Here is a 13,957-nt window from a genome sequence, read left to right on the forward strand (position 1 = left end):
TGACGCCATGGATCTGACGGTGTGGCGAGCCTTCGTGACCGTGTGCCGGCTCGGGTCGCTGTCGGCGGCGGCCGCCGAGCTCCATCACACGCAGTCGGCCGTCTCCCGGCAGATCGCCGGCCTGGAGCGGCAGCTCGGCGTGCCCCTGCTGGAGCGCCACGCGCGCGGTGTGCGCCCCACGCCCGCCGGCGAGGCGTTCCGGCGCCACGCCCTGGCCACGCTCAACGAGGCCGACCGCGCCGTCCGTTCCGCGCGGGACGTTCGCGACGGGACGCTCTGCCGGCCGCTGGCCGTCGGTGCCACCCCCTCTTTGGCCGCGGGAATCGTCCCCGAGGCCATCCGGGGCCTGCTGGAGCGGTCCGGCCCCCTCCGGTGGAGCCTGGTCCCCGGCCTGAGCACACCACTGCACCACCGGGTGCTCGCCGGCGATCTCGACATCGCCGTCGTCACCGACGCACCGCCGGGGCTGCCCGCCCATCCACAGGTCGAACAGCGGTTCCTCGGCCTGGACGACATGGTCGTCGTCCTGCCCGTCGGCCATCCGCAGGCCGGTCGGGGCCCCGTGCACATCCGGACGCTGGCCGACCAGACCTGGGTCGAGGACAACGACGGCTCGGCGGCGCTCCTGCGCCGGCACGCCGCCCGCGCCGGAGTCGGCGCCCGCATCGACCTCACCGCCGCCGACCTGCTCGGCAAGCTCGCCCTGGTCGCGACCGGCCACGCCATCGCGCTGATACCCGGGGTGCTGACGTGCGCGCTGCGGGCCGACGTCACCACCGTGGCCCTCGTCGACGCCCCGACCCGCGGCATCTACACGATCACACCGCGCCGCGACCCCCACCCCTGCGCGGCGCTCCTGTTCGACCAGCTCGCCACGGCCTTCGCCGCGGCCCGCCCGGCCCAAGCCGCTCACCGGCCGACCGCGGCGAACCCCCACGCCGCCGCGCCGGAACTCCACGACGGCGTCACCGACTCGTGAGCCGGGCTCACCGGGATCTCACCGACCGGCCTTACGGCTGCCTTGTTTCCTCGGACTCGGGCAGAACGTCGAACGCACCCCGGAACGACGAAATCCCGCCCGATCCGAAGATCGTGCGGGATTTCGTCAACCGTCCCGAGCTGACTCGGGATCGGCGCTGCGGTGGACCTGAGGGGATTTGAACCCCTGGCCCCCTCGATGCGAACGAGGTGCGCTACCGGACTGCGCCACAGGCCCTTGCAACGAGTGAAACTTTAGCATCCCGATCGGCCTGCTCAAAAACCCGTGCTCCTCACGGCGGCCGGGAGCGACGCAGGTCACATCGGGGGCCGTCGGCCTACTCGTTGGCGGCGCGGGGCCGGTCGCCGTCCTCGTACTGGTCGAAGAGGGGCGTACGGCCGCGTTCGCGGGCGCGGCGGGCGAAGGCGGCCCGGCGGGGCCCGGTACGGGCCGGGTTCTCCGCCCGGTCGTCGGGGCGGCTCGGCTCGGGAGCCGGCACGAGGCCCTCGGCCGGCGCGGCGCCGGCCGGCCCGTCCGCCCCCGGGGCCATGGAGCCGGACCGCGCCGAGCTCCAGGCGTCCGGGGCGCCGAGGTCCACGTCGGCCGTGGCGCGCGGGGCGACGGGGGCGGTGACGTACGTCGGGAGCGGTACCGGGACGGGCTCCCAGCTCTCGCCCTGGCCGGGCCGCCGCTGCCGCTCCCGCTGCTGGTCGACCCATTCGGCGTGGTCGGTCTGCTCCACCAGCGCCCGCCGGTCGGCGGCGAGCGCCTCCAGGCCGGGGTCGGTCTCCGTACCGGGGTCCTCGTCGAGTTCCTCGGTGTCGGGGTCGGCCGCCGGGCCGGCGGCGGGGCGGCGGCGCGGCTGGCGGCGCTCCCGCAGGCGCTGCGCCGCGACCTCGGCGCGGCGGCGGTCCATCTGGAAGGCGAAGCGGCGGCGCTCCTGGCGGCGCAGGTAGGCGATGTACGCGCTGAGCAGCACGGCGGGCACGCCGGGCGCCCACAGGAACGCCAATCCGCCGACGGCGGCGACGATCGACCCGAGGGTGAAGGCGAGGAACAGCACCACGGTGGTGCGCCGGCGGCGCGCGAGCACCTTCGAGCGCCGGGCGCGTGCCGCCGCCGCCTGCGCGGCGGGCGTGGGCCGGGCGGTCTGCCCCTGCCCCCGGGCCGGCGCGGAGGCCGGTTCGCGCTCGTCGCCGTGGACCGGCACGCCCGTCTCCCCGTACGCCTGCCCGGACCGTTCCGGGGCGGGCGGCCGCACGGTCACCTGGGTCTGCCGGCGGGTCCGGGACACGGCGAAGGCCCGGACGTCCACCGAGTCGGTGACGGCGTCCGGGTCGACGTCGCACTCCGCCTCCTCGGCGGAGCGCGCCCGCAGGTCCTTGGCGTACCGGCGCTCCATGCCCGCCCGCCCGGACAGGAGCCGGATGGCGGTGCTGAAGCGTTCCGTCGGACGGGCTTCGTTCAGCTCGTCCTGCCTACGGAGCCACATCGGCACCAAGTAGGCGGCCCAGGCCCCGACGATGACTGCGTAGATGAGGCCGCTGCTGCTCACGCCTCACACGGTAGAGGGGTTTGCTTGGGGCCATCTGCCAATTGAGCCGGTGTGTCGCACGATCTGGCTGATATTTCGAACTTTTTTTGCGACCGATGTGATCGCCCGGACACCAGGCCCACGAATTTCAATACCGCGCGGCGACCGCCATCCGATCAATTTCGAACATTTATTCAATTCCAGTTTCCGGGGCGGGTGGGATTCCCCGGAGTGTTCTGCCCGTTCTGCGCGTTATGGGCATCCTGCTCACGCCGGGCGCGGGTGCGGTGCCAGCGGCTCAGGAGCCCCTCCGGCACCTCTTCCGCGGTCAGGGCGAAGACGAGGTGGTCGCGCCAGGCGCCGTCGATGTGGAGATAGCGCGGGCGCAGGCCCTCCTCGCGGAATCCGAGTTTCTCCACGACCCGGCGGCTCGGGCCGTTCTCGGGGCGAATGCAGACCTCGAGCCGGTGCAGGCCGACGGTGCGGAAACAGTGGTCCACGGCCAGCGCGACGGCCGTCGGCATCACCCCGCGGCCGGCCACCGCCTCGTCCACCCAGTAGCCGACGTGCCCCGAGCACATCGAGCCCCAGGTGATCCCGGCCACCGTCAGCTGGCCCACCAGACGGCCCTGGTACTCGATGACGAACGGCAGCATCCGGCCCGCGTTCGCCTCGGACCTCAGGTGGCGGACCATCTGGCGGTAGGTCGGCCGGTGCGCGATCGGCCCGCTCGGCGTGGGCGGCGGAATGGTCGCCTCCCAGGGGCGCAGCCAGTCCCTGTTGCGCCGGTTGACCTCACGCCAGGCCCGCTGGTCGCGCAGCTTTATCGGCCGGAGGAGGACATCGCCGTCCGCCAGCACCGCGGGCCAGAACGCGCCGTTCAGCTCGCACCCCCGCCGGGTCCGGGATGGTCGCCGCCGCGGATCTGGTCGACGGCGTGGATCAGCAGGGGCTCCAGCACGGCCAGTCCGTCCCTCACGCCGCCCGTGGAGCCCGGCAGGTTGACGATCAGTGTCGTCCGCGCCACGCCGGCCAGGCCCCGGGAGAGGGCCGCCGTCGGCACCTTGTCCCGGCCGTGGGCCCGGATCGCCTCCGCGATGCCCGGCACCTCGCGGTCGAGGACCGCGCGGGTCGCCTCCGGGGTGCGGTCGGTGGGCGAGACGCCCGTGCCGCCGGTGGTGACGACGACGTCGTACCCGGCGGCGACGCCCTCCCGCAGGGCGGCCTCGACCGGGTCGCCGTCGGGGACGACCCGCGGGCCGTCGACGGCGAACCCCAGGCGCCGCAGACCGTCGGCGACCAGCGGGCCGCCCCTGTCCTCGTAGACCCCGGCGGCGGCCCGGTTGGAGGCGGTGACCACCAGCGCGCGATACGTCATGACCGGCTCCAGTCGCCCGACTTGCCGCCCGTCTTCTCCTCCACCCTCACGTCCGTGATGACCGCTCCCTTGTCGACCGCCTTCACCATGTCGATCACGGTGAGCGCGGCGACCGAGACCGCGGTGAGGGCCTCCATCTCGACGCCCGTGCGGTCCGTCGTCCTGACGGTGGCCCGGATCTCCACGGCGTCGTCCGCGACCGACAGGTCCAGTTTCACACCCGACAGCGCCAGAGGGTGGCACAGCGGGATCAGATCGGGGGTCCGCTTGGCGCCCATGATGCCCGCGATCCGCGCGGTGGCCAGGGCGTCGCCCTTGGGGACGCCCTCGCCGCGCAGCAGCTCGACGACGCGGGGCGCCACCAGGACGCGTCCGCTCGCGCGGGCGGTGCGCGCGGTCACGTCCTTGTCCGACACGTCGACCATGCGGGCGGCGCCCGTCTCGTCGATGTGCGTCAGCCGTTCCTGCGTACCTGGGTCCTGCGTACGTCGGTCCTGCGTGCTCATGCTCGTGTGGCGCTCCCGGTCCGGGCCCGGCGCGGTGCGGCGCGCGGGCCTGCTGTGCGCGACACGGTACCGCCACCCCCCGCGGGTCAGCCGAGCAGGACCACCTCGACCTCGGCGCCGGGCTCGACCGACTCGGTGTCCTCGGGGACGACGATCAGCGCGTCGGCGAGGGCGAGGGCCGCGACGAGGTGGGACCCGGCGCCGCCGACCGGGGTGACGGTGCCGTCGGCGTACCTGCCGCGCAGGAACTGCCGGCGGCCCTTCGGCGAGGTCAGCGCCTTGTCGGCGGTCAAGGTCGCGCGGGTGGTGGGCCGGTGGACGTCGTCCAGGCCCATGAGGGCGCGGATGGCGGGGCGGACGAACAGCTCGAAGGAGACGTACGCGGAGACCGGGTTGCCGGGCAGGGCCAGCAGGGGGGTGTGGTCGGGGCCGATCGAGCCGAAGCCCTGGGGCTTGCCGGGCTGCATGGCCAGCTTGCGGAACTCCACGCCGCCGCCCGGCTCGTCCGCGTCGCCGACGTGGGCGAGGGCCTCCTTGACGACGTCGTACGCGCCGACGCTCACGCCGCCGGTGGTGACCATCAGGTCGGCGCGGACCAGCTGGTCCTCGATCGTGTCGCGGAGGGTCTCGGCGTCGTCGGCGACGGCGCCCACGCGGTAGGCGATCGCGCCGGCGTCGCGGGCGGCGGCGGTGAGGGCGAAGCTGTTGGAGTCGTAGATCTGACCGCCGCCCAGCTCCTCGTCGGGCTGGACGAGCTCGCTGCCGGTGGACAGGACGACCACGCGCGGGCGCGGGCGGACCCGGACCGTGCCGCGGCCGATCGCGGCGAGCAGGGCGATCTGCGGCGGGCCGAGGACCGTGCCGGCCGCCAGGGCGCGGTCGCCGGCCTTGACGTCGCTGCCCCGGGCGCGCACATGCGCGCCGACCCCGGCCGGGCGGTACACGTGCACGTGGCCCTCGGCGCCCTCGGGCGCGAGGGCGCGGGCGCGCATGCCGCTCACCGGGCCGCCGCCCAGGCCGCCGTCGGTCCACTCCACGGGGACGACCGTCTGGGCACCGGGCGGCAGCGGCGCGCCGGTCATGATGCGGGCGGCCTGGCCGGGTCCCACGGGCGGCGGGTCGGCCCGGCCGGCCGCCACGTCGCCGACGACCTCCAGGACGGCCGGGTACTCCTCGCTCGCGCCCGCGACGTCCGCGACCCGCACCGCGTACCCGTCCATGGAGCTGTTGTCGAACGGCGGCAGGGAGAGGGGCACCGTGACGTCCTCGACCAGGACGCAGCCCTGGGCGTCGAGCAGGTTCAGCTCGATGGGTTCCAGGGGGCGGACGGTGGTGAGGATGTCCTCCAGGTGGTCGTCGACCGACCAGAGGCGGTCCGGTCCGGCGGGGTCGTGGCCGGTGGTGCGGGGCGCGGCGCTGCTCAACGTTCCTGCATCTCCTCGGCTACGTAATTGCGGAGCCAGGTCCGGAAGTCCGGGCCCAGGTCCTCACGTTCGCACGCGAGCCTGACGATGGCACGCAGGTAGTCGCCGCGGTCGCCGGTGTCGTAGCGGCGGCCCTTGAAGACCACGCCGTGCACCGGGCCGCCGACCTTCTCGTCCGCGGCGAGCTGCTGGAGGGCGTCGGTGAGCTGGATCTCGCCGCCGCGGCCGGGCTCGGTGGTGCGCAGGACGTCGAAGACGTGCGGGTCGAGGACGTAGCGGCCGATGATGGCGTAGTGGGAGGGGGCGTCGGCCGGGTCGGGCTTTTCGACCAGTCCGCTGACCTTGACCACGTCGGCGTCCTGGGTGGTCTCCACGGCGGCGCAGCCGTAGAGGTGGATCTGCTCCGGGGCGACCTCCATGAGGGCGACGACGCTGCCGCCGTACTGCTCCTGGACCTCGATCATGCGCTGGAGCAGCGGGTCGCGCGGGTCGATCAGGTCGTCGCCGAGCAGGACCGCGAAGGGCTCGTCCCCCACGTGCGGGGCGGCGCACAGCACGGCGTGGCCGAGGCCCCTGGGGTCGCCCTGGCGGACGTAGTGCATGGTGGCGAGGTCGCTGGACTCCTGGACCTTGGCCAGGCGCTCGGTGTCGCCCTTCTTCTCGAGGGCGGACTCCAGCTCGTAGTTGCGGTCGAAGTGGTCCTCCAGGGGACGCTTGTTGCGGCCCGTCACCATGAGGACGTCGTCGAGGCCCGCGGACACGGCCTCCTCCACCACGTACTGGATCGCCGGCTTGTCGACGACCGGCAGCATCTCCTTGGGAGTGGCTTTCGTGGCCGGCAGGAACCGGGTGCCGAGGCCGGCCGCGGGGATGACAGCCTTGCTGATCCTGGGGTGCGACTGAGTCATGGCGCCACCTTAATCGGTGCCCTGCACGTAATCGGCGGCTCCGGGGCAATTGCCGCTCATATGAGCACACTGTGAAAGGAGGGGAAGCCGCATGAGCCACGAGGGGTGCGCGGCCGGGCCCGACAAGCGGTCCCTGCGGCGGGAGGTGCTCGCGGCGAGGAACGGGCTGACCGGGGACGACGTGCGGGCGGCGGCCGTCGCGCTGGCCGGGCGGGCACTGGAGCTGCCGGAGGTGGCGCACGCGCGCACGGTGGCGGCGTACGTCTCCGTGGGCACCGAGCCCGGGACGCTCGCGCTGCTGGACGCGCTGCGCGCGCGGGGCGTGCGCGTCCTGCTGCCGGTGCTGCTGCCCGACAACGACCTGGACTGGGGCGAGTACGGCGGGGAGGGCTCCCTCGCGCGCGTGCGGCACGGCGGGCGGATGGCGCTGCTGGAGCCGGCCGGCGAGCGCCTGGGCCCGGACGCCGTGACCGGGGCCGACGTGGTCCTGCTGCCGGGGCTGGCCGTCGACGGGCGCGGCCTGCGGCTGGGGCGCGGCGGCGGGTCGTACGACCGGGTCCTGGCGCGTCTGGAGCGGGCGGGCGCCCGGCCCGCGCTGGTGGTGCTGCTGTACGACGCCGAGGTCGTCGCGCGGGTCCCCGCCCAGCCGCACGACCGGCCGGTGGACGCGGTGGTGACGCCGTCGGGGGTGCGCAGGTTCCGCTGACGCGGGCGCGGCCGGCGCGCCGAGAACGGGAAACGGCCTCCACGCGTGCGTGGAGGCCGTTTCCCGTGCCGTTTCCCGGTCCGGGCCCGGGGTCAGGGCTTGAGCACCAGCGTGTCGCTCGTGCTGCCGTCGACCGCCTTGTCCGAGAAGGACCACGTCAGCAGTTCGCCCTTGACCCACTTGCTCGTCTGGTCGGTGTAGTGGGCGCTGTAGGCGTGTCCGGAGGCGCCGGTGAGGTTGATCCAGCGGGACTTGTCGAGGTCGCCGAGGTTGACCACCATCCGCATGGACGGCACCCACACCACCTCGTAGCCGCCGGCCGCGTTCCAGCCGGTGGCGTTGACGGCCGCCTCGCCGCCGCCGAGCTTCCAGGGGCCGCGGTTGAGGGCGTACTGGAGGAAGCCGGGGCCCTCGGTGCCCAGGGTCTGGTTCCTCAGGAACAGGCCGTGCAGCCGGCCCCAGCTCCAGGTGTCGATGTCCTTGCCGAGCTTGGCGGTCAGCTCCCAGCGGGCGTCGATCATGGCGCGCTTGAACAGCTCGTCACGGTTGTCGGCGCCGGGGCGGGTGCCCGACTTCGGCGTCGTCCACCAGTCGTTGTCCGGGTCGTCCATCAGGGTGCGGACCACCTCGAACCAGCGGTCGCCGCCGTCGGGCTGCGCCTGCGCGGCGTCGCGCTGGCCGCACTCGCGGACCTTCGTGGTCTCGTCGGCGGGCCCGGTGGTGTTCACCGTCTCCACCCACAGGCACTGACCCTTGACGCGCAGCTCCTTGGGCAGCTTGTTGCCGAAGGCCAGCTTGAGGACGTTGCGCCAGACCGCGTTGAAGTAGGCGGCGGCGGCCGAGTCGGCGTCCTGGGTGTAGTCCCAGCCCTCCAGCAGCTTCTGCGCCTGGCGGACCTCCTTGTCCCCCGTGTCGATCTTCAGCAGCTTCGGCACGAGCAGCTTGGCGATCTCGCTGCTGTTGTCCAGCTGCATCTGCCGCATGTCGTCGGTGGAGATCTTGCCGCCGTCGTCGATCTTCTGCTGGATCAGGTCGGTGATCCGCTGGCTGCGGGTGCCGTAGCCCCAGTCCGTGGTGAGCGTGTGGGGGTACTCGTCCTGGTCGACGACGGCCTGGTTGGCGGTGACGATGTAGCCGCGCTCCGGGTCGTACTCGTAGGGCAGCTCGTCCTGGTCGATGTAGCCGGTCCAGCGGTACTTCGAGTCCCAGCCCGGCGCGGGGACGGAGCCGTCGTGCCCCTCCGCGCGCGTGGGGATCTTCCCGGGCAGGGTGTAGCCGATGTGGTTGTCGGTGTCGGCGTAGATCAGGTTCTGCGAGGGCACCTCGAACAGCGTGGCCGCCTCGCGGAAGTCCTGCCAGTCCTTCGCCCGGTTCATGGCGAAGACGGAGTCCATGGTCCGGCCGGGCTCCAGCGCGGTCCAGCGCAGGGCGACGCCGTAGCCGTCGCCGCGGTCGGGGGCGGCGGTGTCGACGGTGGCCTTCTTGCCGACCTTCACCAGCTCGTCGTCGCGGTCGGACAGCAGGGGGCCGTTGTCGGTCTCCCGCACCACGATCTTCTTGGAGGCGCCGCCGGCGACCTTGATGGTCTCCTCGCGCGTCTCGAACGGCACCACCTTGCCGTCGAGCTGGTAGCCGTTGCCGGTGATCTTCTCCAGGTACAGGTCGGAGACGTCGACGCCGGAGTTGGTCAGCCCCCAGGCGATGTCCTGGTTGTGGCCGATCACCACGCCCGGCATGCCCGCGAAGGTGTAGCCGGCGACGTCGTACTGGCACTTGGCGGAGACGCTGCGGCAGTGCAGGCCCATCTGGTACCAGACCGAGGGCAGCGACGGCGCCAGGTGCGGGTCGTTGGCCAGCAGCGGCTTGCCGGTGATGGTGTGCTCGCCGCCGATCACCCAGGAGTTGGAGCCGATGCCGTTGCCGTTCACGCCGACGGCGGTGGGCAGGTCGTCCAGGACGTCCTGGAGGCCGGACAGCTGGCTCCGCAGGGCGGAGGCACCGGAGGCGCCGGCCGTACCCGTGCCGATCCCCGTGCCGGTGCCGGTGCCGGTCCCCGTGCCGGTGGTACCCGGGGCGCCGGTTCCGGTGCCGGCCGACCCGGACAGGCCCGTGCCGCCCGCGGAGGCGCCGGACGAGGAGCCGCCGCCGGACCCGAACGTCTCGGTGAGCTCGTCGTACCGGCCCTCCTGGACGATCGCCTTGTTGCGGCTGTAGGGGTACCGCGGATACAGGTCGGCGATCTGCTTCGGGCCGAGGCGGCTGGTCATCAGGGCGCGGTCGATCTCGTCCTGCATGTTGCCGCGCAGATCCCACGCCATCGCCTTCAGCCAGGCGACCGAGTCGACCGGCGTCCACTTCTCGGGCTTGTAGTCGTGGGTGAGCCCGAGGGCGGCGTACTCCAGGGAGATGTCCTTGCCGTCCTTGCCCGCCAGGTACGCGTTGACCCCCTTGGCGTAGGCCTGGAGGTACTTCTTGGTGGAGTCCGACAGCTTGGTGTCGTACTCCTCCTTCGCGATCCGGTGCCAGCCCAGCGTGCGCAGGAACTCGTCGTTGTCGACCTGGCCCTCGCCGAACATCTCCGACAGGCGCCCGGCCGTCATGTGGCGGCGCACGTCCATCTCGTAGAACCGGTCCTGCGCCTGGACGTAGCCCTGCGCCATGAACAGGTCCTCGTCGGAGGAGGCGTAGACCTGCGGGATGCCGTAGCCGTCTCGCTTGACGTCGACGGGGCCCGACAGGCCCTCCAGCGTGATCGAGCCCTTGGTCTGCGGGAAGGAGGCGCGGACGGTGCTGATCGACCAGTAGGCCCCGTAGGCGAGGCCACCGATGATGGCCAGCACCAGCAGGAGGATGATCAGTCGGGCCTTGCGCCCCTTCTTCCTGCCGGACTTGCCGGGCGGCTTACCCGAAGAGGCGGTGTTGGTGGGGGGCATCGCTGTCCTTGCTGTCCTAACACGAGCGGCAGGTCGGGCTGAAATTCTGACTGAGCGCTGGAGCAACCATAGGCGCAGGGCCCGCCGCCCCTTGACGCGGAGTCGGGAACCGGCGCGGACGGACGTTCGATCTTGCCAAGGCAAGCGTCAAGAAATCGTCAAGAGTTAGGTAAGGTAACGAAGTAGTCGGCCACGGATGCGGTGACTCCGTGTGCCATGGAGAGGTGTGGTGTGGCGTCGCCGGGCGCCCGTGCCCGCCTCACACGTCCACCACTCGCCCGCACCACGTCCACCACTCGCCGGCACCACGTACGCCGCCCCGCGCGAACCGCGCGCCTCCCGCGCGCGACCGGCGGGCACACGCGTGCGTGGCGCGGGTACACCGGGGCGTACACCAGGGAAGGGAACGGCCGCTGACTGTCCACCACCTCAACCAGCTCCTGCTCGTCTGCTCGCTCGTCCTGCTCGTCGCCGTCGCGGCGGTGCGGATCTCCTCGCGCAGCGGGCTGCCCAGCCTGCTCGTCTACCTGGCCATCGGCATCGCCATGGGCCAGGACGGCATCGGCGGCATCCACTTCGACAACGCCGAGCTGACCCAGGTCATCGGCTACGCGGCCCTGGTCGTGATCCTGGCCGAGGGCGGCCTGGGCACGAAGTGGAGGGAGATCCGGCCGGCCCTGCCGGCCGCCTCCGCGCTGGCACTGGCCGGGGTCACGGTGAGCGTCGGGGTGACGGCCGCGGCCGCCCACTACCTGGTCGGACTGGAATGGCGGCAGGCACTGATCATCGGGGCGGTGGTGTCCTCCACGGACGCGGCGGCCGTCTTCTCGGTGCTGCGCCGCATCCCCCTGCCCGCGCGCGTGACGGGCACGCTGGAGGCCGAGTCCGGCTTCAACGACGCCCCCGTGGTCATCCTCGTCGTCTCCTTCTCCACCACCGGGCCGGTGGAGCACTGGTACGTGCTGCTGGGCGTAATAGCGATGGAGCTGGCCATCGGCGCGGCCCTCGGCCTCGCGGTGGGCTGGCTGGGCGCCTGGGGCCTGCGGCACGTGGCCCTGCCCGCCTCCGGCCTGTACCCGATCGCGGTCATGGCGATCGCGGTCACGGCGTACGCGGCGGGCGCCCTCGCCCACGGCAGCGGCTTCCTGGCCGTCTACCTCGCCTCGATGGTCATGGGCAACGCGCGGCTCCCGCACTGGCCCGCCACGCGCGGGTTCGCCGAAGGACTCGGCTGGCTGGCGCAGATCGGCATGTTCGTCCTGCTCGGCCTGCTGGTCACCCCGAGCGAACTGGGCGACGACATCCTGCCCGCCCTCCTCATCGGGCTGGTGCTGACCGTGGTGGCCCGTCCGCTGAGCGTCGTGGCGTGCCTGCTGCCGTTCCGGGTGCCCTGGCAGGAGCAGGCGCTGATGTCCTGGGCGGGGCTGCGCGGCGCGGTGCCCATCATCCTGGCGACCATCCCCATGGTGGAGGGCGTCGCGGGCAGCCGCCGGATCTTCAACATCGTCTTCGTCCTGGTCGTCGTCTACACCCTGATCCAGGGGCCGACGCTGCCGTGGCTGGCCCGCAGGCTCCACCTGGGCGACGCCTCGGAGGCCGCCGACCTCGGCATCGAGTCGGCGCCGCTGGAGCGGCTGCGCGGGCACCTGCTGTCCGTGACGGTCCCCGCGGGGTCGCGCATGCACGGCGTCGAGATCAACGAGCTGCGGCTGCCGGCCGGGGCGGCCGTCACCCTCGTCGTGCGCGAGGGCACGTCGTTCGTGCCGCTGCCCACGACGGTGCTGCGGCACGGGGACGAACTGCTCGTGGTCGCCACCGACCCGGTGCGGGACGCCGCCGAGAAGCGGCTGCGGGCCGTCACCCGGGGCGGCAAGCTCGCCGGATGGCTGGGCACGGCGGGCGGGGACGACCCACGCGGGGGGCGGTGAGAGCGGGGACGGGCCCTCGCGGAGGCGGTGGGCGCGGGGAATCTCCGTGAGGGCGGTAATCGCAGGTGGAGACGTGCGGAGTGCTCGCTTTCACAGGAGGCGCCGCCCGTGGCCTCTGTAGTATGAAGGCGTCACCTGATCGAACCAACTCTGCCTGACGCAGAGCTGGCGCGACCGTATGGCGGCCGGAACGCCCCCTTCCGCGACGGGCGCCGGTATCTACCGCAGTCCGCGCAAGAGGACAGCTCTCGGCGCCCGCGCCCCGCTTCGAGGGGCCGCGCTACCAGGCGGCGGAAAGGCACGGCCGTGGGATCCACGGTCACCACGTCGAAGAACTCGATGGACTCGCAGAACTCGATGGACGCCGGGCGGCCGGAGACCTCGGCAGCCCCCTCCCGCCCGGGGTACGGGCAGCTGCTGCGCACCCGCGGCGCCTGGACGTTCCTGCTGCCCGGCTTCGCGGCACGCCAGCCGTTCGCGATGCTGACGCTCTCCATCGTGCTGCTGGTGCAGCACACGACCGGTTCCTACGGCGCGGCGGGCGCCGCGGCGGCCGTCACCGGCGTCTCCATGGCGGTGTTCGCCCCCTACAGCGGCCGGCTCGCCGACCGTTACGGGCAGCGCGCCGTCCTGCTCCCCGGCGTGCTGGTGCACGCGGTGTCGGGCCTGGCCCTGACCGCGCTCGCCCTCGCGGACGCGCCCCTGTGGGCCCTGTTCGCGGCGGCCGTGCCCACGGGCGCCTCGGTGCCGCAGATCGGGCCCATGGTGCGCGCCCGCTGGGGCGTGAAGCTCAAGGGCTCCCCCCTCATGACCACCGCGGCGGCCTTCGAGTCCGTCACCGACGAGCTGACCTTCGTCGTCGGCCCGCTGCTGGCCACCGCCCTGTGCACGGCCGTGGACCCGGCCGCCGGCCTGGTCACGGAGGCCGCGCTGACCCTGGTCGGCGGCCTGCTGTTCGCCGCGCAGAGGAGCACCCAGCCGCCGGTCGGCGCCGACGGCGGCGGACACGCGCGCGTGGAGCACGCCTCCGCGCTGCGCGTCCCCGGGGTGCGCGTGCTGATCGTGACCTTCCTGGGCATCGGCTCCGTCTTCGGCGGCATGCAGGTCTCGCTCGCCGCGTTCACCGAGTCGATCGGCGAGCCCGGCCTGAACGGCGTCCTGTACGGCATCTTCGCCGCGGGCAACATGCTCTCCGGCGTCGTCTGCGGCGCCATCGCCTGGAAGGTGTCCCCCCAGCGCCGCCTGCTCGTCGGCTACACCGCCCTCGCGCTGACCGCGTCCGGCCTGTGGGCCGCGCACTCGGTGCTCGTCCTCGCCGGTCTCGGCCTGCTGGTCGGCATGTGCATCGCGCCCGCCCTGATCACCGGTTACACGCTGGTCGAGGGCCTGGTCCCGGCCGGTGCCCGGACCGAGGCGTTCACCTGGCTGACGGGCGCGGTGGCGCTCGGCCAGGCCGCCGCCGTGACGGTCTCCGGGCAGCTGGAGGACCGCTTCTGGGGCGGCGCCGGGTTCCTGGTCCCGATGGGCGGCACGGTGCTGGCCCTGGTGACCCTGCTGGCACTGCGGTCCCGCCTGGCGGCACGCCCCCACGACCGCGCCGCCGCACGTGGTGTCGGTCACCGCACCCCCGCCGCAGTGGACTGATCTCGCGGAATACGTCA

Annotated in this window: 11 protein-coding genes and 1 tRNA gene; 4 read left to right on the forward strand and 8 right to left on the reverse strand. The window is 73.1% G+C overall.

From position 1 onward, the window contains the following. The first annotated feature begins 7 nt into the window (after positions 1-7). On the forward strand, positions 8-979 hold the full coding sequence (locus ACSU6Z_RS11930) for a LysR family transcriptional regulator (protein WP_437045084.1): 972 nt from the start codon (positions 8-10) through the stop codon (positions 977-979). Between the two features lie 163 nt (positions 980-1,142). Here ACSU6Z_RS11930 and ACSU6Z_RS11935 read toward each other — a convergent pair. The 7 genes from ACSU6Z_RS11935 to galU form a co-directional block, all read right to left on the reverse strand. Next, positions 1,143-1,216: transfer RNA gene (locus ACSU6Z_RS11935), tRNA-Ala, on the reverse strand. 100 nt (positions 1,217-1,316) lie between these two features. Beyond that, on the reverse strand, positions 1,317-2,534 hold the full coding sequence (gene sepX, locus ACSU6Z_RS11940; RefSeq protein WP_437045086.1) for a divisome protein SepX/GlpR: 1,218 nt from the start codon (positions 2,532-2,534) through the stop codon (positions 1,317-1,319). A gap of 173 nt (positions 2,535-2,707) precedes the next feature. Then, positions 2,708-3,373 (reverse strand): GNAT family N-acetyltransferase, encoded by a 666-nt coding sequence (locus tag ACSU6Z_RS11945; RefSeq protein WP_437045088.1) that lies wholly within the window; start codon positions 3,371-3,373, stop codon positions 2,708-2,710. Between the two features lie 20 nt (positions 3,374-3,393). Beyond that, on the reverse strand, positions 3,394-3,891 hold the full coding sequence (locus tag ACSU6Z_RS11950; RefSeq protein ID WP_437045090.1) for a MogA/MoaB family molybdenum cofactor biosynthesis protein: 498 nt from the start codon (positions 3,889-3,891) through the stop codon (positions 3,394-3,396). Next, entirely contained in the window at positions 3,888-4,397 is a 510-nt protein-coding gene (gene moaC, locus ACSU6Z_RS11955) for a cyclic pyranopterin monophosphate synthase MoaC (protein ID WP_437045092.1), read from the reverse strand. Before moaC ends, ACSU6Z_RS11950 begins: the two co-directional genes overlap by 4 nt. Positions 4,398-4,483: 86 nt before the next feature. After that, on the reverse strand, positions 4,484-5,821 hold the full coding sequence (gene glp / locus ACSU6Z_RS11960) for a molybdotransferase-like divisome protein Glp (RefSeq protein ID WP_437045094.1): 1,338 nt from the start codon (positions 5,819-5,821) through the stop codon (positions 4,484-4,486). After that, positions 5,818-6,729, reverse strand: coding sequence for a UTP--glucose-1-phosphate uridylyltransferase GalU (gene galU, locus ACSU6Z_RS11965; protein WP_437045096.1), 912 nt, complete (start codon positions 6,727-6,729; stop codon positions 5,818-5,820). Before galU ends, glp begins: the two co-directional genes overlap by 4 nt. Before the next feature lie 91 nt (positions 6,730-6,820). Between galU and ACSU6Z_RS11970 the strand changes: the two genes are divergently transcribed. After that, the gene (locus ACSU6Z_RS11970; protein WP_437045098.1) at positions 6,821-7,435 is read left to right on the forward strand and encodes a 5-formyltetrahydrofolate cyclo-ligase; all 615 of its coding nucleotides are present in this window, start codon (positions 6,821-6,823) and stop codon (positions 7,433-7,435) included. Between the two features lie 92 nt (positions 7,436-7,527). Here the strand turns inward: ACSU6Z_RS11970 and ACSU6Z_RS11975 are convergent, their stop codons facing one another. Next, positions 7,528-10,368, reverse strand: coding sequence for a penicillin acylase family protein (locus tag ACSU6Z_RS11975; RefSeq protein WP_437045100.1), 2,841 nt, complete (start codon positions 10,366-10,368; stop codon positions 7,528-7,530). 368 nt (positions 10,369-10,736) lie between these two features. Between ACSU6Z_RS11975 and ACSU6Z_RS11980 the strand changes: the two genes are divergently transcribed. Further along, positions 10,737-12,296: a potassium/proton antiporter gene (locus ACSU6Z_RS11980; protein ID WP_437045102.1), complete on the forward strand. Its 1,560-nt coding sequence runs from the start codon at positions 10,737-10,739 to the stop codon at positions 12,294-12,296. Between the two features lie 306 nt (positions 12,297-12,602). After that, positions 12,603-13,940 (forward strand): MFS transporter, encoded by a 1,338-nt coding sequence (locus ACSU6Z_RS11985; RefSeq protein ID WP_437045104.1) that lies wholly within the window; start codon positions 12,603-12,605, stop codon positions 13,938-13,940. Positions 13,941-13,957: the final 17 nt, after the last annotated feature.

Origin of the sequence: Streptomyces sp. enrichment culture (assembly GCF_964273145.1) — a bacterium.
GTDB lineage: Bacteria > Actinomycetota > Actinomycetes > Streptomycetales > Streptomycetaceae > Streptomyces.

Excerpts from the sequence above, each read along its gene's own strand:
- ACSU6Z_RS11930 (WP_437045084.1), top strand. The coding sequence starts at position 8 with ATGGATCTGACGGTGTGGCGAGCCTTCGTGACCGTGTGCCGGCTCGGG.
- ACSU6Z_RS11950 (WP_437045090.1), bottom strand. The coding sequence starts at position 3,891 with ATGACGTATCGCGCGCTGGTGGTCACCGCCTCCAACCGGGCCGCCGCC.
- moaC (WP_437045092.1), bottom strand. The coding sequence starts at position 4,397 with ATGAGCACGCAGGACCGACGTACGCAGGACCCAGGTACGCAGGAACGG.
- galU (WP_437045096.1), bottom strand. The coding sequence starts at position 6,729 with ATGACTCAGTCGCACCCCAGGATCAGCAAGGCTGTCATCCCCGCGGCC.
- ACSU6Z_RS11970 (WP_437045098.1), top strand. The coding sequence starts at position 6,821 with ATGAGCCACGAGGGGTGCGCGGCCGGGCCCGACAAGCGGTCCCTGCGG.
- ACSU6Z_RS11975 (WP_437045100.1), bottom strand. The coding sequence starts at position 10,368 with ATGCCCCCCACCAACACCGCCTCTTCGGGTAAGCCGCCCGGCAAGTCC.